At 71.3% G+C, this 17,325-nt stretch carries 20 protein-coding genes and 1 pseudogene; 8 read left to right on the forward strand and 13 right to left on the reverse strand.

Features of this window, described 5'->3' with window-relative positions; translation table 11 throughout:
• Positions 1-45 precede the first annotated feature (45 nt).
• The 4 genes from CG719_RS23220 to CG719_RS23235 all read right to left on the reverse strand — a co-directional run bounded on the left by CG719_RS23220 (position 46) and on the right by CG719_RS23235 (position 4,419).
• Positions 46-849 carry an SDR family NAD(P)-dependent oxidoreductase gene (locus CG719_RS23220; RefSeq protein WP_100570612.1) on the reverse strand — a complete coding sequence of 268 codons (804 nt, stop codon included), beginning with the start codon at positions 847-849 and terminating at the stop codon, positions 46-48.
• 85 nt (positions 850-934) lie between these two features.
• Complete coding sequence (locus CG719_RS23225; RefSeq protein WP_100570613.1) at positions 935-2,326, reverse strand: MFS transporter; 1,392 nt, start codon at positions 2,324-2,326, stop codon at positions 935-937.
• Positions 2,323-3,216, reverse strand: a complete 894-nt coding sequence (locus tag CG719_RS23230; RefSeq protein ID WP_100570614.1) for a polysaccharide deacetylase family protein — start codon at positions 3,214-3,216, stop codon at positions 2,323-2,325. Before CG719_RS23230 ends, CG719_RS23225 begins: the two co-directional genes overlap by 4 nt.
• 201 nt (positions 3,217-3,417) lie before the next feature.
• A complete protein-coding gene (locus CG719_RS23235) occupies positions 3,418-4,419 on the reverse strand; it encodes an asparaginase domain-containing protein (RefSeq protein WP_100570615.1) in 1,002 nt (333 codons plus the stop codon).
• 221 nt (positions 4,420-4,640) lie between these two features.
• Between CG719_RS23235 and CG719_RS23240 the strand changes: the two genes are divergently transcribed.
• Positions 4,641-5,708, forward strand: coding sequence for a LacI family DNA-binding transcriptional regulator (locus CG719_RS23240; protein WP_100570616.1), 1,068 nt, complete (start codon positions 4,641-4,643; stop codon positions 5,706-5,708).
• Here the strand turns inward: CG719_RS23240 and CG719_RS23245 are convergent.
• Entirely contained in the window at positions 5,658-6,944 is a 1,287-nt protein-coding gene (locus CG719_RS23245) for an MFS transporter (protein ID WP_100570778.1), read from the reverse strand. The two genes, CG719_RS23240 and CG719_RS23245, sit on opposite strands and share 51 nt — an antisense overlap.
• A gap of 91 nt (positions 6,945-7,035) precedes the next feature.
• Between CG719_RS23245 and CG719_RS23250 the strand changes: the two genes are divergently transcribed.
• Both CG719_RS23250 and CG719_RS23255 read left to right on the forward strand, forming a co-directional pair.
• Positions 7,036-7,800, forward strand: a complete 765-nt coding sequence (locus CG719_RS23250; protein ID WP_100570617.1) for a DeoR/GlpR family DNA-binding transcription regulator — start codon at positions 7,036-7,038, stop codon at positions 7,798-7,800.
• A gap of 8 nt (positions 7,801-7,808) precedes the next feature.
• Positions 7,809-8,381 (forward strand): histidine phosphatase family protein, encoded by a 573-nt coding sequence (locus tag CG719_RS23255; RefSeq protein ID WP_100570618.1) that lies wholly within the window; start codon positions 7,809-7,811, stop codon positions 8,379-8,381.
• Between the two features lie 80 nt (positions 8,382-8,461).
• Here the strand turns inward: CG719_RS23255 and CG719_RS23260 are convergent, their stop codons facing one another.
• Positions 8,462-9,229, reverse strand: a complete 768-nt coding sequence (locus tag CG719_RS23260; protein WP_100570619.1) for a CbtA family protein — start codon at positions 9,227-9,229, stop codon at positions 8,462-8,464.
• 21 nt (positions 9,230-9,250) lie between these two features.
• Entirely contained in the window at positions 9,251-9,466 is a 216-nt protein-coding gene (locus tag CG719_RS23265) for a CbtB domain-containing protein (protein WP_100570620.1), read from the reverse strand.
• Between the two features lie 372 nt (positions 9,467-9,838).
• Here CG719_RS23265 and CG719_RS23270 point away from each other — a divergent pair, with 372 nt between their 5' ends.
• Complete coding sequence (locus tag CG719_RS23270; RefSeq protein WP_100570621.1) at positions 9,839-10,951, forward strand: aminotransferase class V-fold PLP-dependent enzyme; 1,113 nt, start codon at positions 9,839-9,841, stop codon at positions 10,949-10,951.
• 40 nt (positions 10,952-10,991) lie between these two features.
• Here CG719_RS23270 and CG719_RS23275 read toward each other — a convergent pair whose 3' ends face one another.
• Positions 10,992-11,420: an ATP-binding protein gene (locus CG719_RS23275; RefSeq protein WP_100570622.1), complete on the reverse strand. Its 429-nt coding sequence runs from the start codon at positions 11,418-11,420 to the stop codon at positions 10,992-10,994.
• Between the two features lie 191 nt (positions 11,421-11,611).
• On the opposite strand from CG719_RS23275, the gene CG719_RS23280 reads away from it, so the two are divergent.
• Positions 11,612-12,463, forward strand: a complete 852-nt coding sequence (locus CG719_RS23280) for a helix-turn-helix domain-containing protein (RefSeq protein ID WP_100570623.1) — start codon at positions 11,612-11,614, stop codon at positions 12,461-12,463.
• Positions 12,460-12,651, forward strand: a complete 192-nt coding sequence (locus CG719_RS23285; protein ID WP_100570624.1) for a DUF397 domain-containing protein — start codon at positions 12,460-12,462, stop codon at positions 12,649-12,651. Before CG719_RS23280 ends, CG719_RS23285 begins: the two co-directional genes overlap by 4 nt.
• 93 nt (positions 12,652-12,744) lie before the next feature.
• Here CG719_RS23285 and CG719_RS23290 read toward each other — a convergent pair whose 3' ends face one another.
• Positions 12,745-12,915: a hydrophobic protein gene (locus CG719_RS23290; protein WP_100570625.1), complete on the reverse strand. Its 171-nt coding sequence runs from the start codon at positions 12,913-12,915 to the stop codon at positions 12,745-12,747.
• A gap of 254 nt (positions 12,916-13,169) precedes the next feature.
• On the opposite strand from CG719_RS23290, the gene CG719_RS23295 reads away from it, so the two are divergent.
• Positions 13,170-14,030: a YihY/virulence factor BrkB family protein gene (locus CG719_RS23295; RefSeq protein WP_100570626.1), complete on the forward strand. Its 861-nt coding sequence runs from the start codon at positions 13,170-13,172 to the stop codon at positions 14,028-14,030.
• Here the strand turns inward: CG719_RS23295 and CG719_RS23300 are convergent.
• The gene (locus tag CG719_RS23300; protein WP_100570627.1) at positions 13,984-14,322 is read right to left on the reverse strand and encodes a DF family (seleno)protein; all 339 of its coding nucleotides are present in this window, start codon (positions 14,320-14,322) and stop codon (positions 13,984-13,986) included. The two genes, CG719_RS23295 and CG719_RS23300, sit on opposite strands and share 47 nt — an antisense overlap.
• Positions 14,323-14,918: 596 nt before the next feature.
• On the reverse strand, positions 14,919-15,203 hold the full coding sequence (locus tag CG719_RS23305; RefSeq protein WP_100570628.1) for a hypothetical protein: 285 nt from the start codon (positions 15,201-15,203) through the stop codon (positions 14,919-14,921).
• A 164-nt stretch (positions 15,204-15,367) separates the two neighbouring features.
• On the opposite strand from CG719_RS23305, the pseudogene CG719_RS23310 reads away from it, so the two are divergent.
• A pseudogene (locus CG719_RS23310) lies at positions 15,368-15,514 on the forward strand (RNA polymerase sigma factor); the annotation flags it as partial.
• A gap of 69 nt (positions 15,515-15,583) precedes the next feature.
• Here CG719_RS23310 and CG719_RS23315 read toward each other — a convergent pair.
• Both CG719_RS23315 and CG719_RS23320 read right to left on the reverse strand, forming a co-directional pair.
• Entirely contained in the window at positions 15,584-16,621 is a 1,038-nt protein-coding gene (locus tag CG719_RS23315; RefSeq protein WP_100570629.1) for a MerR family transcriptional regulator, read from the reverse strand.
• Entirely contained in the window at positions 16,615-17,319 is a 705-nt protein-coding gene (locus tag CG719_RS23320) for a HEAT repeat domain-containing protein (protein WP_100570630.1), read from the reverse strand. The genes CG719_RS23315 and CG719_RS23320 overlap by 7 nt, the downstream gene beginning before the upstream one ends.
• Between the last annotated feature and the right edge of the window lie 6 nt (positions 17,320-17,325).

A 17,325-nucleotide genomic window follows, 5' to 3' on the forward strand; every position in this document is an offset into this window, starting at 1 on the left:
CGTTCACCTTTCCGCGCTGTTCCGTGTCCTGCCGCCGCCGCGCCGTCACTCCGGCCACCGGACCGTCAGACCGCCGTCCACGACCAGTTCCTGGCCGGTGATGTACGCGGCGTCGTCGCTGGTGAGGAAGCGGATCACGCGGGCGACCTCGTCGGCGTGGCCCACCCGGCCCGCCGGGATGCTCCGGCCGGCCCGCTCCAGCCCCGCGCGGCCCAGCGAGTTGGCCTCGTCGAGCGACTGCGGGGTCTCGATCAGCCCGGGGATGACGGTGTTGACGCGGATGCCGCGCGGGGCGAGTTCGGTCGCCAGCGACCGGCACAGCCCCAGCACCCCGCTCTTGGCGGCGGCGTAGTGGGCGTGGTCGTCCCAGCCGTAGACCCCGCCGGCGATGGAGGAGACCGCCACCATGGCACCGGGGCCGGTCATCACCGCGGCGGCGGAGCGGAAGGTGCGCAGCACTCCGGTCAGGTCGACCGAGAGCATGTCGTTCCAGGCGTCGTCGTCGAGTTCGGCCAGGGCGGCCCGGCGCAGCACTCCGGCTCCGGCTACGGCGATGTCCAGCCGCCCGTACGTCTCCACGGCGGACCGGGCCAGGGCGTCGACCTGCTCGCTGTCCCGGACGTCGACCGCGACCGCGGTGCACCGGCCGCCGGCGTCCTCGACCAGCCGTATGGTCTCCTCCGCGCTGTGCGGGTCCTTGGGGTAGAAACCGACGACGCTGTCGGCCCCGGCGCGCGCGTACGCCACGGCCAGGGCGCGGCCGATGCCGCTCGCGCCGCCGGTGATGACGGCCACCTTGCCGGCCAGCCCGTCGTCGCGGACCGGTGCGGTGTGCTCGCTGGAGGGCATGTCCTGCCTTTCGTGGGGTTTCCGGTGCGTGGCGGGTGTGGGCCGCCACGCACCGGAAGAGGGAGGGGAAGGAAGGAGGTGCTGCTCAGGCGGCGGGCGCCGCGGGGGCGGACTCCTCGTCCGCGTCCTGGCTGACGTTGCGGGCGCCGAGCATCAGGACGCCGGAGATGAACATCCCCAGGGCGCCCGCGAGGAACGCGGCCATGGTGGCGCTCGCACCGATCCCGATGAGGGCGCTGAGCAGCGCCGAGCCGACGATCGCGCCCACCGGGCCCATCACGTGGGCGGTGTTGGAGCCGATGCCCCGGACCCGGGCCGGGAACGACTCGCCCATGTAGAACACCATGGCGGAGTACGGGCCGAGGAGGAAGAAGAGCCCCAGGGCGTACATCGGGATGACGTACGCGCTGCTGTTCGGCCCGAAGAGCATCGCCGTCATCACGATGCCGCCGATGCTCCAGCCGACGATGATGGTCGTCCGCCGGCCGATCCGGTCACCGAGGTACCCGTGGAAGAGGTAGCCGAGGAAACCGGCCAGGTTGGCCAGGATCAGCACGACCAGCGCGCTGGAGAACGAGACGCCCTTGCCGTCGGTGAGGATCGTGGTGCCCAGCACCGAGAAGATCTGGATGCCCATCCAGTTGAACAGCCACGCTCCGGACAGGCACAGGGTGTGGCGGCGCAGGTCCGGGGCGAAGAGCTGGCGCAGACCGGACTCGTCGTCCCGGGTGATGTCGAGGCTGTAGAGCTCCGCCAGCCGGGCCGCGTCGGCCTCGCGCCCGTCCTTGCGCAGCTCCCGCGTCCGCTTCAGGGCGACGAAGGAGGGCGACTCACGAAGCCTGGACCCGGCGACGAGGATGACCACCACCGGGAAGGTGGCGAGGAGGAAGATCCAGCGCCAGCTCATCACCGGCAGCAGCACGGCGGCGAACGCCGACGCGAGCAGTGCGCCGACCGGCCAGCCGCTCTGCACCAGGCTGAACATGAAGCCGCGGCGCCGGCTCTTGCCGTACATCTCGTTGAGGTAGACGCTGTTGACGACTTCCTCGGAGTAGCCGAGGCCGGAGATGGCACGGACACCGATGAGGGAGGCGGCGCCGCCGACCAGGGCGGTGAAGCCTGAGGAGAGCGCCGCGCCCGCGGTGGTGACGATCAGGCTGGGCTTGCGGCCCCAGCGGTCCAGCATCGGCCCGACCAGCAGCGAGACGACGAAGGTACCGACCGTCACCCCGGTCGCGATGGCCGTGGCCTGTCCGGTGGTCCAGCCGAACGTCTCGGATATCTTCGGCAGCAGGGTGCCGAAGAGCACGAAGTCGTAGACCGAGAAGACCCAGGCCAGGAAGCACACCACGGTGGTGGTCGTGATGGTGCGCCGGCTGAGGGCCGGGGGGCCCTTGAAGAGGACCTCGTCCGAGGGTGCGCCGCCGCGCGGCCAGTCTCTCTCGTGGACGGTCTGCTGTTCCTGTGCGGTGGTCATCTGCTGTCACCCTTCTGACGCGGGTTGCGGGCGGCGAAGTCGTCCGCGATCTGGTCGAAGGTCACCCAGCGGACGCCTTCGTGGGAGTTGATGTGGTCGATCAGCCGCTCCAGCATCAGCAGGACCTGCGGGCGGCCGGCCACGTCGGGGTGGATGGTCATGGTGAAGGCGGCGTGGTCCATCTCCCGGTGCACCCAGTCGAACTGGTCGCGCCACATCTGCTCGATGTCACGGGGGTTGACGAAGCCGTGGCTGTTCGGGCTGGCCTTGATGAACATCATCGGAGGCAGGTCGTCGAGGTACCAGTTCGCCGGGATCTCGATGAGGTCCGTCTCCCGGCCGCGCACCAGCGGCTTCATCCAGTCCTCGGCCGGCCGGCTGTAGTCGATCTTCGTCCAGGAGTCGCCGACCCGCACGTAGTACGGCTCGAAGTCCCGGTGCATCAGCGAGTGGTCGTACTTGATCCCGCGTTCGAGGAGCAGTTCGTTGGTGACCGGGCTGAACTCCCACCAGGGGGCCACGTAGCCGGTCGGGCGACGCCCGGAACGGGTCTCGATCAGCTCGATGCAGCGGTCCAGGACCGCGGCCTCCTGCTCGCGGCTCATGGCGATCGGGTTCTCGTGGCTGTAGCCGTGCACGCCGATCTCGTGACCGGCGGCGACACAGGCGTCGAACTCCTCCGGGAAGGTCTCGACGGAGTGGCCGGGCCAGAAGAACGTCTGGGTCAGGCCGCGGCGCCGGAACAGCTCCAGCAGGCGCGGCACGCCGACCTCGCCCGCGAACAACCCGCGGGAGATGTCGTCGGGGGAGTCCTCACCCCCGTAGGAGCCGAGCCATCCGCCGACGGCGTCTACGTCCACACCGAAGCTGACGAGGATTTCCTTGGTCATCGAAATCTCCTTGCTCTTGCTGGGGTTGCTTGCTGCGTGGGGGGATCGGAAGCGGTCGGGGAGTCGGGTCGGGGACGGGGGCGGTTCGGGGAGTCCGGGCGGGGACGGGTCGGGGACGGGTCGGGGACGGGTCGGGGACGGGGACGGGTCAAGAAGTCGGGACGGCTCGCGGAGTCGGGAAGTCAGTCGGCCGGGAAGCGGTCAGGAGCCGGTGTCGGACGACGGGTCCCGTCCGGCGAGCCAGGCGCGGACGACTGCGGCCGGCGACGTTCCGGGTACCGTGCTCGCGGCGGCCAGCAACAGCCGGGCCTGCCAGGGACTGAGATCACCGGCGAAGATCGCGCCGACCCGTTGCAGTTCGGCTCCGCCCCCCGCGTAGAGGGGTTCGACCGGGCCCGAGTGCACCCGTGAGCAGATGAGCACCGGGTGGCCCGCCGCCACGGCCTCGGCGACCGCCTCCACCAGCTCCGGCCCGGCGTTGCCCGCGCCGACCGCCGCCACCACGACCCCTGCCGCGCCCTCGGCCAGGCTCGCCCGGACGAACAGCCCGTCCGCCCCGGGGTAGGCCGGCACCACGTCCACCCGGGGCAGCCGGGGCAGGTCGAGGTCGAGGGGCAGCCGCGGGCTGGGCACGGACTGCCACAACGGGACCACCCGCCGGCCGACCACGCGCAGCGCGGCACCGCGGCCGGGCGCCGTGAAGGCGTGCGCCGACATGGTGTCGCTCTTGCGCACCCCGCGGGCGGGGAAGGCGAAGCCGTCGAAGACCAGCAGCGTGCCGTGCCGGCGGGCGGCGTCGTCGGCGGCCACGGCGAGGGCGTCGCCCAGGTTGCCCGGACCGTCGGCGGCACGGTCGTCGAACGGGCGCTGCGCGCCGGTCAGCACGATCGGCCGCGGGTCGTCGAACGCCAGGTCGAGCAGGAAGGCCGTCTCCTCCATGGTGTCGGTGCCGTGCGTCATCACCACCCCGTCGGCGCCGTCGCGCAGTGTGCCGCGCACCTCACGGGCCAGCGCCAGCAGGTCGGCGGTGTCGAAGGCGTAGCTTCCCCGGGTGACCACGTCGCGTGTGCTCACCTCCGCGCCTTCCGGCAGCGGGCCGACCGACGCGACCAGTTCTTCCGCGAGCACGGTCGCCCGGCGGCCCTCCGCCCCGGAACGGCTCGCGATGGTGCCGCCGGTTGCCACGACCTGGATACGACGCATGGACCCTCTCTCCGCAATCGATTGCGCAGAGGCTATGCAAACGATTGCGGCGGGTCAATGGGTTGCCGCACACTTGTCTGGCCGGACGGTTCGGGGATGTGCGAAGCTCAAGGGCGCGACGCGGGGGCACCCACGGGTTCCGGCAGGAGCCCGGCGAAACCCGGGAACCGTCGAGAGACACCGAGAAGAACCCGGACGAAACGAGAAGAGGGGCAGCCAGCGTGGATCGGCAGGGAGCGCGGGCGGGGGCCGGTGCACAGACCGGTCGCGCCCCGGTCACACTGGCCCTGATAGCCCGGCAGGCGGGGGTCCACGTCTCCACGGTGTCACGGGCACTGAGCCCGGACGAGAGCGTACGGAGCGGGGTGGCCGCCGACACCGCCACAGTGATCCGGGCGCTCGCGGAGGAACTCGGCTACCAGCGCGACCCGGCCGGGGCGGCGCTGCGCACCGGCCGCTCCAGGATGCTGGGCGTGCTCGTCCCGAGACTGACCGACATCGTGCTCGCCACCGTCTACGAGGGCATCGACGCGGCCGCGGCGGCCGCCGGCTACCACACCGTGGTCGCCAACACCGCCGACGACCCGGAGCTGCAACGGCGGCGGGCCGACGCCCTGCTCGCCCGGCGCGTCGACGGCCTGGTGCTCGGCGACGCCCGCTCCGACACCGACCTCGTCGCCGAACTGGCCCGCCGGCACGTCCCCCTGGTGCTGGTGTCGCGCCGGCTGCCGGGACGGGTCTCGGTGACCACCGACGACGTCCTCGGCGGGCGACTGGCCGCGGAGCACCTGCTGGAACTCGGCCACCGGAGGGTCGCGGTGGTGGCCGGCGAGCCTTACGCCAGTACCGGCACGGAGCGCACCCAGGGCTTCCTCGACGCCTTCGCCGAGGCGGGCCTGCCAGTGCCCGGGAGCCACGTCGTGCCGTCCCGCTTCGACGTGCCCGGCGGCCGGGCTGCGGCCGAGCGGCTGCTGGCCCTGCGGCCGCGGCCCACCGCCGTCTTCGCGGTCAACGACTTCGCGGCGATCGGCGTGATGGCGGCGGTCCGGGACGCGGGCCTCGCGGTCGGCCGGGACGTGGCGATCGTCGGCTACAACGACGTCCCCCTGGCGGCGGCCCTCCCGGTGTCCCTGACCTCCGTGAGCTCCCCGATGTACCGGATGGGCGAGGTGGCGGCGACGACCCTGGTCGCCATGCTGAACGGCAAGCAGGGCCGCTCCCGGCGGCTGCGCCCCGCGCTAGTGGCCCGCGCCTCGACCCTCGGCGGCACCCTCACCCCGGAGGGGTGACCCAGTCCGGGGCCCCACCTCGGGAACGGGCCCGCGGCCCGCGACCGTGGTCCCCCGCGACCGCAGCACCCCCGCCGTCGCCGCCGCGACGACGCAGCAGGCCACCGGGAGGAAGAAGGTCAGGTTCAGCGGGACCAGGCGGGTGAGCCAGCCGATGACGGCCGGTCCCGCGAGCATGCCCAGGTAGCCGAGTCCGGCGACCTTGGAGACGTTGGCGCCGGCGGCGTCGGCGTCGGCGTGTCCGGCGGCGCTGAAGAGCTGGGGAACGCAGCCGGAGAGCCCGGCGCCGAACAGCCCCCAGCCGGCCAGGGCGAGCGGCGTCCACGGCGACAGGGCGGCCGCCGCCATGCCGACGGCGGCGACCGAGGCTCCGTACCGCAGGATCGCGGCGGGGCCGAAGCGGGCCGAGATGCGGTCCGCGAGCAGACGGCCGACGGTCATCGTCGCGGCGAACGCGCCGTAGGCGAAGGCCGCGGTGCTTTCGGAGGCGCCGAGGACGGTCCGCAGGTGCAGCACGCTCCAGTCGTTGGCGACCCCCTCGCACAGCATGACCATCAGCGCGAGGACGGCCAGGATCCAGATACGGGTGCGCGCCCGGTCCGCCTGCTCGGCCGGCCCGCCGGACCCGGCCCCGGACTCGCTCCCGGCATCCGCGCCCGGTCCCGCGACGGTGGACGCGGCGGAGGGCAGCAGACCGGGGGCGGCGCACACGGAGGCCACCACTCCCAGTGCGGCGGCCGTGCCGAGCGTCGCCGCCGGGGTCCAGCCCGCGCTCGCGACGGCGGCACCCGCGAGGGCGGCCACCACGCCGCCGACGGAGAACGTGGCGTGGAACGCGGACATCACCGGGCGTCCGTACGCCTTCTCGACCTGGACGGCGTGGGCGTTCATACTCACGTCCAGGCAGCCGTTGCCGAACCCGAGCACGATCAGGGCGGCGGCGAGCATCCACGGCCGGGAGGCCAGTCCGGGCAGCACCAGGGCAGCGCTGCACAGCACACCCGAGGCGGGCACGACGATCCGGGTGCCGAGGCGGTCGGCGACCGGGCCGGCCAGTTGCATCCCCACGAAGGCGCCCGCCCCGAGCAGGAGCAGGAAGCCGCCCAGGACGGCGTGACTCACGCCGACGCGGTGCTCGATGGCCGGGATCTGCACGATCCACATCCCCAGCAGGGTCCCGTTGAGGATGAAGTACGCGAAGGTCGCCAGACGCGCGACACGAAGGGTTCGCTCCATGGATACGAACGTATCGAACATTCTGCTTGTTTGAAAAGCGCCTGTTCTCACAGCATTCCTGTTTGTCGGTGCATGGTGTTCAATCACGGCCATGGGGAACATGGACCGCCTGAGGCAGATCACGGACGCGGTGCGGGAGGCGGGCAGCCTCGGCGTCGGCCAGTTGGCCGAACTGACCGGGGCCTCGGAGATGACCGTCCGCCGCGATCTGGAGACCCTGGCGGCCCAAGGCGTGCTGGAGCGCTTCCGGGGCGGCGCCCGGACCCTGCTGCTGCGCGGCGAGGAGCCCCCCTTCACCCTGCGCGCGCAGGAGGGCACGCGGGCCAAGGAGCGCATCGGCGCGGAGGTGGCCGCGCTGATCGCCGACGGGGAGACGGTCGTCCTCGACAGCGGCACCACGTGCCTGGAGGTCGCCAGGGCACTGCGCGGCCGGCGGGTGACCGTGATGCCACTGTCGCTCCAGGCCGTCAACGTGTTCGCCGACAACCCCGGGCAGACCACCCTCCTCGTGCCCGGCGGGCGGCCCCGACCGGGCGAGGGGGCCCTCACCGGCCCCCTGACCCTGTCCTCGCTGGCGGCCCTGCGCTTCGACACCGCCGTCGTCGGCTGCTGCGGGCTCAATGCACAACAGGGCCTGACCGCCTACGACTTGGACGACGCGGCGGTGAAGCGGGCGGCGATCGAATCGGCCCGGCGCGTGCTCGCCGTGGCCGACGGCAGCAAACTCTCCCGCACGGCACACGCCTTCGTCGCACCGGTCGCGCGACTGCACACCCTCGTCACCGACGAATCCGCGCCACCCGACGAGATCGAGGCGTTGCGCGCCGCCGGCACCGCCGTCAACACCGCACGGTAGGAGTGACGTTGACCAGCCGTATCACGCTCATCTCGCCCGCGACGAGCCCGTCGCTGCGGCAGGCCCGGTTCGACGACGGCGACTCGCTCGACAACGGCGGCGTGGTCAAGGCCCGTTCGGCCGCAGGATCGCTGCCCGCGGCCGCCCGGGTGTTCCTGTCCCCGAGCGTGCGCTGCCGGGAGACGGCCTCGGCGCTCGGTCTCGACGGCGTGGCGGAGGCCGAGTTGGCGGGCCTGGACGCGGGCCGCTGGCGGGGCCGGACCCTGGAGGAGGTGATGGCCACCGAGCCGGAGGCGGTGGGCCGCTGGCTCGCCGACCCCGACTGCGCGCCGCACGGCGGCGAGTCGGTGCGGGACGTGTGCGAGCGGGTCGGACGCCGGCTGGACACCGCGCGGGACACCGACGGCCGTACGCTCGCCGTGGTCGAGCCGGAGGTCGTACGGGCCGCGATCGTCCACGCACTGGACCTGCCCCTGGCCGGCTTCTGGCGGCTGGACGTACCGCCGCTGACGGCCACGGAACTCAGCGGACGGGCCGGCCGCTGGAATCTGCGACTCGGACAGCCGTTGGCGGCGCCCTGACCGAACGCGACAGGGCCCCCGGACGATTCCGAGGGGCCCTGTCGTGCGCGCTGAAGGGTGCTCGTGCGGGCTGAAGGGGTTCAGTGCGCGGCCGGTACCGCCTGTACGGACGCGGCGGTCGCGGGCCGGGGGTTCAGCAGCCGCTCGGCCAACTCGCCGAAGAGCAGCCCGAACCCGCCCCACAGGACGGCCTGGATGGCCAGCGCGGAGAGCCGGAACCGCCACAGCACGGTGGCCGGGAAGTGCGACGGCACCTCGTTGACGGCGGGCAGGAAGGCGAACGCCGGCCCGATCACCACGGCGAAGGCGGCCACCGCGGCCACCGTCGCATACCACGTGCCCAGCGTGGGCGTGAGGCGCTTGCCCAGGATGGTGGCGGCGATCGCGAGAAGAATGCTGAGGAGCATCATCAGGAAGTACAGGGTCGTGCGCTTGCCGATGGTGTCTTCCTCACCGACCGCGGGCGGGTTGGCCGGGTACTTCAGGAACGGCACGACGTACACGGCGAGCAGCGCGCAGCCGGACAGCAGCAGCGCGGTCGCCCGCGGGGAGAAGCGGCCCACGCGGCCCAGCGCGAAGCAGAAGGCGAGCGCGGCGATGCCGCCGAAGGCGACCCCGTAGACGAGGACGCCGGTGGCGAGACCGGCGGTGGACTGGAGGGAACGGGAGACGACTTCGACCTCGTCATGGGAGTGGGAGTGCCCGTGGGCGTGCGCCTCCTCGAAGCCGATCGCCTTGTCGACGAACGGCTCCCCGAGGAAGTAGGCGACGACGAGGGCGAGCACACCGGCGGCGAGGCCGGCGAGCATGCCCCGCACCAGGAGGTTTCTTACCGTTGCGGAGTTCATGAGCGTGCGGCGTCCCTCGGCTCAGTGGCAGGGGAAGCCGAGCAGGTGGCGGGCGTCGTGCACCCACTCGTGGACGTCCGTGCCGCTGAACACGGAGGTGGCGCCCTGCTCGGCGCCGACGAAGTACAGCAGGACCAGCATGAGAACGCCGAAGAAGACCGCCCAGGGGGCTATCGCCTTCAGCGGCAGCGGGGCGGGTGCGGCGGTGGCAGTCGGCTGGGCGACGGTCTGCGCCATGGCAGAACCTCCTCTGGGAGTTCGCGTCCCATCTCGGTGGTGCACAGGACGACAGCCACGGGTCTGACTCACGAACGCCCGGGGGCGTTCACATACAGTGGCGCGACCGTGCCGGATTCCCACCGGCTTCCGTCTCGCCGTCGTCGATATCGGACAGACCGTATCGCGTGCCGCCCGCCCGGCCAAGACCGCGATCTCGGACGTGATCTTCTCCACCGAGGGGTTTCGACTCGCGCACGGGCATCTCACCATCTGGAGCATCCGAAGCGCTGTGGCAGGATGCGCGGGCGGGCTCCGTGGCGCTACCGGACTTCGCTCCACCGCCCGCCGCACCACCCGATCCGCCCGCACCACCCCGGAGGGACGAGCCCCGTGCTCACGTCGTACGCCGCCCACTTCGACACACCCGCCGGGTACCTGGACTTCGCACGCTTCGGGCCGCCGTCCCGGGCCGCCGTCACCGCCACCGCGCAGGCCCTGGACGCCTCCGCCCGCGCCGACCACACCACCGTGGACACGCTGATGCGCGCGGAGGAGACCGCGCGGGACACGGCCGCCCGCCTCGCGGGCACCGACGCCCGGCACACCGTGCTGCTCCCGAACGCGTCGACCGGTCTGTTCCACGCCGCGCTCGGCGTACGGGAGGGCGTGGTCCTCGCGCCGCGCACCGACTTCCCCGCCAACCACTACCCGTGGCGGCGCAGCGCGGACCTGGGCCGGGCCACGCCGCACTGGCTCGACCCCGCGCCCGGTTCCGGAGTCACCCCCGACCTGGTCCGCGCCGCGCTGACCGACGACGTCGTGGCCGTGTCGGTCAGCGCCGTGGACTTCCGCACCGGCTTCCGCGCCGACCTGGCGGCGCTGCGCGAGGCGATCGGCCCCGACCGGCTGCTGATCGTGGACGCCATCCAGGCGTTCGGTGTCGCCTCCCTGCCCTGGGACGCCGCCGACGTGGTGGTCGCGGGCGGCCAGAAGTGGCTGCGCGCCGGATGGTCGACCGGCTTCGCCACCCTGTCCGACCGCGCCCTGGAGTCCCTTGAGCCGGTCCTCACCGGCTGGACGGGCGTGGAGGACGTCGGCCTCTTCGACGGAGCCGAGCACCCGCCCGCCCCGGACGCCCGACGGTGGTCGATCACCAATCTGAGCCCGGTGACGGCCGCCGCGTTCGCGGCCGCGCTGGACCTCGTCGAGCGGCACACCGTCCCCGCGATCGAAGCCGCGATCGCCGTCCGGATCGCCGAACTCACCGAGACCGTCGAGGCATACGGCGGCCGCGTCCTCTCCCCCGCCGACCCGGCGCGGCGCGCGGGCATCCTCTCCTTCACCCTGCCCGACCACGATCCGGCCCTCGTCGCCAAGGCACTGCACGCGGAAGGCGTCACCACGACCGTGCGCACCGACTCCCTCAGACTCTCCCCGCACGCCTCGACCCCACCGGAGGCAGCCGAACGGGTCGCTGCCGCGCTGTCGTCCCTGGGGAACTGAGCCCTCGGCGACCCCTTGAAGTCGAACCCGTAAGCCCTCCTCACAGGGCGCACTCGGCCCAGACCGTCTTGCCGGGGCCGAGGCGGTCGCGTACGCCCCAGTCGTCGGCGAGCGCGTCGACGAGGACCAGGCCACGGCCCCCGTCCTGGTCCGGGCCGGGAGCCATGCGCGCCGGCAGGGCGGGATGGGTGTCGGTCACCTCGATCCGGACGGCGTCCCGGCCCTCCTCGAAGAACAGCGCGAGGGCGAAGTCCCGCCCGGGTACACGGCCGTGGAGAACGGCGTTCGCCGCGAGCTCCGCGACGACGAGCACGACGGTGTCATGCGCTTCGGTCCCACGGGGATGCCCCCACTCGGTGAGCTGATGCGCGGCGAGCAGCCGGGCGAGGCGGGCACCGCGCCGGGTGGCGGAGAAACGCTGCGTGAACGTGCGTGTGGGGGTGGCGGATTCGTGGTTCAGGGCTGGCATGTGGGCCAGGGTGCTGCCAGTTGACAGTCCGTCGGCAGGTCCGCCGCTGATACAGATCACGTTGTACTGGTTCACGCACTGGACTGGGCCGGTCGCTGTGCGTGAGCATTGATCGGTCTGGCGTGGCGCAGCCCGGACGACGAACGGTACGGCACGGGTACGGCCCGGTGGCACAGGGGAAGGCGGCTGCGATGACGACGGACAACGGTGGCGGGGCGGGCGGGGGCTGCGAGCCGGAACTCTCCGACAGCCTGAAGACCTTCGGCGCGGTCCTCAAAGCCCTCCGGGAGGAAGCCGGCCTGACCCAGGAGCAGTTCGCGCCGCTGGTGCGCTACTCGCCCGCGTACGTCGCCAAGATCGAGCAGGGGAAGCGTTTCCCGCCGAGGGAACTGCTGAAGCGGTCGGACGAAGTCCTGGGGGCGGTCGCGTCACGGGTGCTGGAGGCTGCGGCGAGGAGCCTGACGCGGAAGGCGGGACTGGCGTCGTGGTTCCGGCAGTGGGCGGGGGTCGAGGAGGAGGCGATCTCGCTGTACGCGTATGAAAGTCGGGTCGTCCCAGGCCTGTTGCAACCTGAGCCATACATTCGCGCGATCTTCGACCGGCACCTGCCTCCGCTCACGGAGGCACAGTGCGAACGGCAGGTGACAGCACGACTGGCCAGGCAGCAGCTTCTCGTCGAGCGCCCCAACACGACGTTCAGCTTCGTCGTCGAGCAGGCACTCCTGGAGCGCCGCATGGGAGGTACGGCCGTCACGAAAGTCCTCCTCGACCACCTCATCACAGTCGGCCGGTACCGCAACGTGGAACTCCAGGTCGTGCCGCTGCTCCTGGAGGAACACTCCGGCTTCGAAGGCCAGATGTACCTTGCCGAGACAGCCGAACACCGCTGGGCCGGTTACGTCGAAGGCCACGGCACCAGCATGCTCATCAGTGACCCGAAAGCTGTAAGTCAGATGTTCCAGCGCTATGGCAAGATGCGCTCGCAGGCTCTGAGTCACCAAGCCACCGCGAGCCTGCTGGATCAGATGCGAGGAGCGCTATGAGCACCAGCGAGCTGGCCTGGTTCAAGAGCAGCTACAGCGGCGGCGGCGGCGACAACTGCATCGAGGTCGCCCTGCGCCCCGGCGCCGTTCTCGTCCGGGACTCGAAGGACACGGACAGGCAGGCGCTGGCCGTCTCCCCCGGCGCCTGGTCGGCGTTCACCGCACTGGCGGCCGACGCACGCCTCTGAGCTTCCGGTCAGGCCTCTTGTCCGGTGCCTACGCGCAGGGCTCGGCCGTCACATCGGCCGAGCCCTGCGAAGCACGCGCATATGCGAGTCAGGTCACCATCGATACCAACGGCCTCGGCCACCGCCGGCGGTGGTGGAGCGCATGACGAAGCCGAGAAGCCACAGCACCAGGACGGCAATGGCGACCCACCAAAGAATCTTGATGGCGAAGCCGACACCGAAGAGAATCAGGGCAAGAAGCAGAACGAGCAGCAGGGGACCCATATTTATCAACCTCCTGTCCGCCGTGTGCCCCGCAATGTCACCGACATGCCGCAACGGCGCCTTGTTTATGAAGGGGAAACCGGGGCACGAGCCGGTTATCGCCACAGCGGGACAGAAGTCGCGTGGGGCGCTGAGGGCCGAGGAAAAGGTAAAGGGAATTCGAAAAGGTGGGCCTTGCCGGGTGTGATCCGGGAAGGCCCCTTCGGCTCCTCTTCTATGGCAGCGGCCTAGAACAGGGGGAGAGAATTCGCCTCATGACCAATGCAGACGGCCGCGCGGGCCGGTGGGCGGCGGCGCTGCGCCGAACGCCGGTGGCGGTCTGGGACGACGACGTCACGGACTGGGCCGCCGCTTTGACGTACTACGCGGTCCTGGCCCTGTTTCCGGTGCTGCTGGTGATCCTCTCGATTGTGGGACTGACCATCCCGACGGCCAAACCGGAGGTCATCGACCGCTTGTCGCAGGCCGCCCCGGTGGAGTCCCGCGCACTGCTGCGCAGCACCCTGCGGCAGATGTCCGAACAGTCGTCAGCGGCATGGACGCTGGTCTTTCTCGGCGGAGCGGGAGCCCTATGGTCGGGATCCAGCTATCTGAGTGTCTTCCGCCGGGCGTTGCACGCCATGCAGGGCGTCAGCGCACGTCGGCCGGTCTGGCGCACCGCTCCGCGCATCATCGCCACGGCCCTCGTCCTGATCTCGCTGCTTCTCACGACCACCCTGGCGTTGTTTCTCACCGGCAGCCTGACCCGGCGTCTGGGCCGGGCGCTGGACCTGGGTACCGGGCCGCAGGCCGTCTGGGGTGCGCTGCGATGGCCGGTCGTGGCCGCGGTCGCCGTCGCCCTGGTGCTCGTGCTGTACCGTTCGGGCCCCGCGCCTTCCCGCCCTGTGCGGAAGATGGCCCCCGGCGGCACCTTGGCGGTAGGGCTCCTGTTGGCCGTCTCGCTCGGCTTCGGCGTCTACACCTCCCACGCCAGCACCTATCACCGCCTGTACGGCTCACTGGCGGGCGTCGTGGTCTTCCTGGTCTGGCTGTGGCTGGCCAACCTGGCTCTTCTGGTCGGTGCTCAGTTCAACGCGGAGCTGGCGAAGTCTGCTCAAGGAAAAGAGGCCGGGTGAGGGCCTGGACGAGCTGCTCGACGGTGGGCGCCCCTGCGAGGCCGCCGGGCGTCGAGTAGACGCGGCAGGTCAGGCCGTATGTCTCCGTGACGGCGGGAAACGGATCCTGGCCGTCGATGCGAATCGTGGGAGAGCCGGGGAAGTGCAGTGCCCGGGCTTCTTCATCCGTTTCGACGGCGCGGAGCTCCACGCCCAGGCCGGAAAGGTCCGCGGCGGCGAGCGCCTCCGTGAGGTGCTCCTGGGCGACGGTCCAGTTCGGGCAGCCGGCGAAGTACAGAAGTTCGATGTCCACGCCCCCATGATGCCTCTGGGTGAGGCCAGGGCGTTGACCAGCTCTGGCAAGAAACCACGGTGACATCGCTGCCCCGACGGCTTTCAAGACCATCCGCTTCTGCGTTGCGGCAGGCACGCTGACCTGTGATGACGACCTTCCAAGCCGGATACGCCAAGGCATGTTGGCCAGAGGATGGCCGTCGAGGCGAAGTCGTCTTCGCCTCCCTCCTCCGCGACGACACGCCCGACGCGGTCCTGGACGTCCTGCGATGACACCTCGGCCTGACCCCTGAACGCCCGGCAGGGCTCGACGGGAGGAGTACACATCTCCACCGCTCTCCCCGATCCGGACAGCCGCCTGCGCGCCACCGGAATTGCCGAAGTGGTGTGATGCCCCAGGCCGGTTCGCGGACTTCGCGGGAAAGCGACGGTCAGGGTGCGAGGCCGAAAATCTCGTGGCAGGCGTCCCGCAGGGCGGCACACGCCTCGTGCCGCAGTGACCTCGGCACCAGCACCATGTCCGCATGCCAGATCGAGGCAATCCGACCCCACGTGGACGCGTTCACGTCCTCACGTTTCTCACGACCGTGCGCGGGACAGCGGCAACCGCGCTTGCTAGAACCCCGCCAGTACAGCAGCGATCAAGAGGAAAGCAATCACGGCCCCGAAGATGACGCCCGTCATGGAGAGAGCTTTCCCGGTGGGGGCCAGAGCGGTGCGGGCGATTTTAAGGTTGATGACCGCGCCGAGCACGCCGATGAGACCGCCGATCAATCCACCGATGAGGATCAGCCCCAGGGGGAGGGCCGCGAGTATGCCTTGCCAGCGGGGAAGATTGCGGATTTGAGTGAACAAGTTCCCTTTTGCGCTGTCTGAGCGGAGATCGGGCGTTTCGGCCATGTGTACTTCCTCGGTGGCGTGGGAGCTGAGAGCGCGAAGATTACAGAACTGCCGAACACGCATGGAAACTGCCCATCAACGATCAAGCGTGCCAGGCAGTTCGGGCAGGTACGAACACCCTGCTGCGCTGCGTTCCGCCGGGCGCGCAGGGAGATCGGGAGCGCATGCGCGCACGGATCAGTGCGGGCGACCACGAGGCGTTCACCGCGCTCTACGAGGAATACGCGCGGGAGGTCTACAACCACGCCTACCGGCTGTCGGGCGACTGGCCGACGGCCGAGGAGGTGTTGTCCGAGACCTTCCTGACGGCGGTCGACCGGGAAGTCGTCGACGACGACCTGACCCCGGCAGGGGCCGGCTTTTCTCAGCGGATGGCCTCTTCAGGAATCCTCGTCGCCTCGGTCTCCGGAAGACCGCTCGTCGACCACCGTGACCAAGACCGAGGCAACGCGGGCGACAGCGGGGTCGTCGTCGTGGGCCAGTTGGCGAAGGACCTCCTGCGCAGAGGTCCCCGACAGCTCGACCAGCGCCTGGGTCAGACGTATCCGCGTCGCCGAGTCCGCGGTGGGCGCGGCGAGTTCGTCGACCACCGCGGTCATGATCCGGTCCGCGCACCCGGGGTCCTGGGACAGCGTTCCCAGAACCTCCGCCGCTTCGACGTCGTTGGAGCCCTCGACCACCATGCCGACGAGCGTCGGCACGGCCCCGGTCACGCCGCGCCTGCCCAGCGCCAGAGCGGCATACCTGCGCACCCTCGTGTCCGGGTCCCCGAGCGCGTCCGCGAGCACCGCGGTCGCGCCCGGGGCCTCCGCCATCTCGGCGATCGCCAGCACCGCGCGTCGCCGGATGTCGACGTCCTCCGAGTGCACGCCGGCGGCCAGTGCCGCCACGCCGTCGCCGCCCGATCGGGCGAGCGCCCAGCGCAGGGCGCCCGCGACATTGGCGTCGGATTCGGTGAGGACCGCCTCGGCCAGCAGCTCGGCGGGAACCGGTACACCCTCCGGCCGGGCCAGGACGGCCTGCTGCCTGCGCGCGGCACTGGGCGAGTTGAGCCCCTGCATGAGTTCGACGATGCGCAGGACGTCCTGCCAGCCGGTGGGCGCCGACGCGTCGACGGCGCGGAGCCGGTCCAGCAGCTCCTGTTCCCGCTCCAAGCGGTCTTCCGTCCACCGGATGAGGTCGCTGACCAGGGCGGACGGCGTGAAGGCCGGGTCCTCCAGCGCGCGCCCGATCTGCTTGAGGGAGAGCCCGAGGGACCGCAGGCTCTCCACGTGGAAGATCCTGCGGACGTCCTCTGCGGAGTACTCGCGGTAGCCGCCGACGGTGCGACCCGTCGGCCGCACCAGCCCGAGGGCGTCGTAGTGCCGGAGCATCCGGGGGCTCACCCCCGAGTGACGGGCCACGTCACCGATCAGCATTCCGCGGTCTCCACGGCAGCGGCTCGTTCCGGGCCGAGGGTCACCACTCGCTTCGCCTCGTCGACGGCCGCGTCGAAACCGGTCTCCGGATTCCGCCGGAGCAGCTCGGTGGCACCGGCGTGCGCGGCCACCACCGGATCGGGGCTCGCCGCGGCCTTCTCCAGGGCGGGCCCGGTCACGTCGCCGAGGTCGACGAGGGCCCGGCTGAGGCTCAGCTGCACATCGCGGTCGCCGCGGCCGAGCTGCGTGACCAGTTCGTCGGTCAGGTCCTTCTTCTCGTCCTCCGGCACGAGGACGACCGCGACGCGCCACGCGGTCCGCGCGACCTCGTCGTCGGCGTCACGCAGCATGTCGCGCGTGATCCAGGCCCACGCGCTCCTGTCGCCGATCTTGGAGAGGGTGTGCAACGCCTGGCTACGGGCCCGAGCGCGCTCGGAGTCGAGTTCCTGGCGGATCCGCGGCAGGGTGATCTCCGCCGGGAGGCGGGTCAACGCCCAGGTCAGCATGTCCCGCACGTAGAAGTCCGGCTCGACCGCACACCGCTCGACGAGCGTCTCCAGGAAGCCGGAGTCGGGGTTCGAGCCGACCGCCAGGGCCGCCTGAAGCCGGACCGACGAGTCCGCGGCGCTCAGGGCGGCGACCACGCGGGCGTTCTGCGGGGTTCCGTTTGTCGGGTTGATCGAAACCACCTCCTGCACCCAGGG

Source organism: Streptomyces sp. CB01373 (assembly GCF_002803075.1).
Classification (GTDB): domain Bacteria; phylum Actinomycetota; class Actinomycetes; order Streptomycetales; family Streptomycetaceae; genus Streptomyces.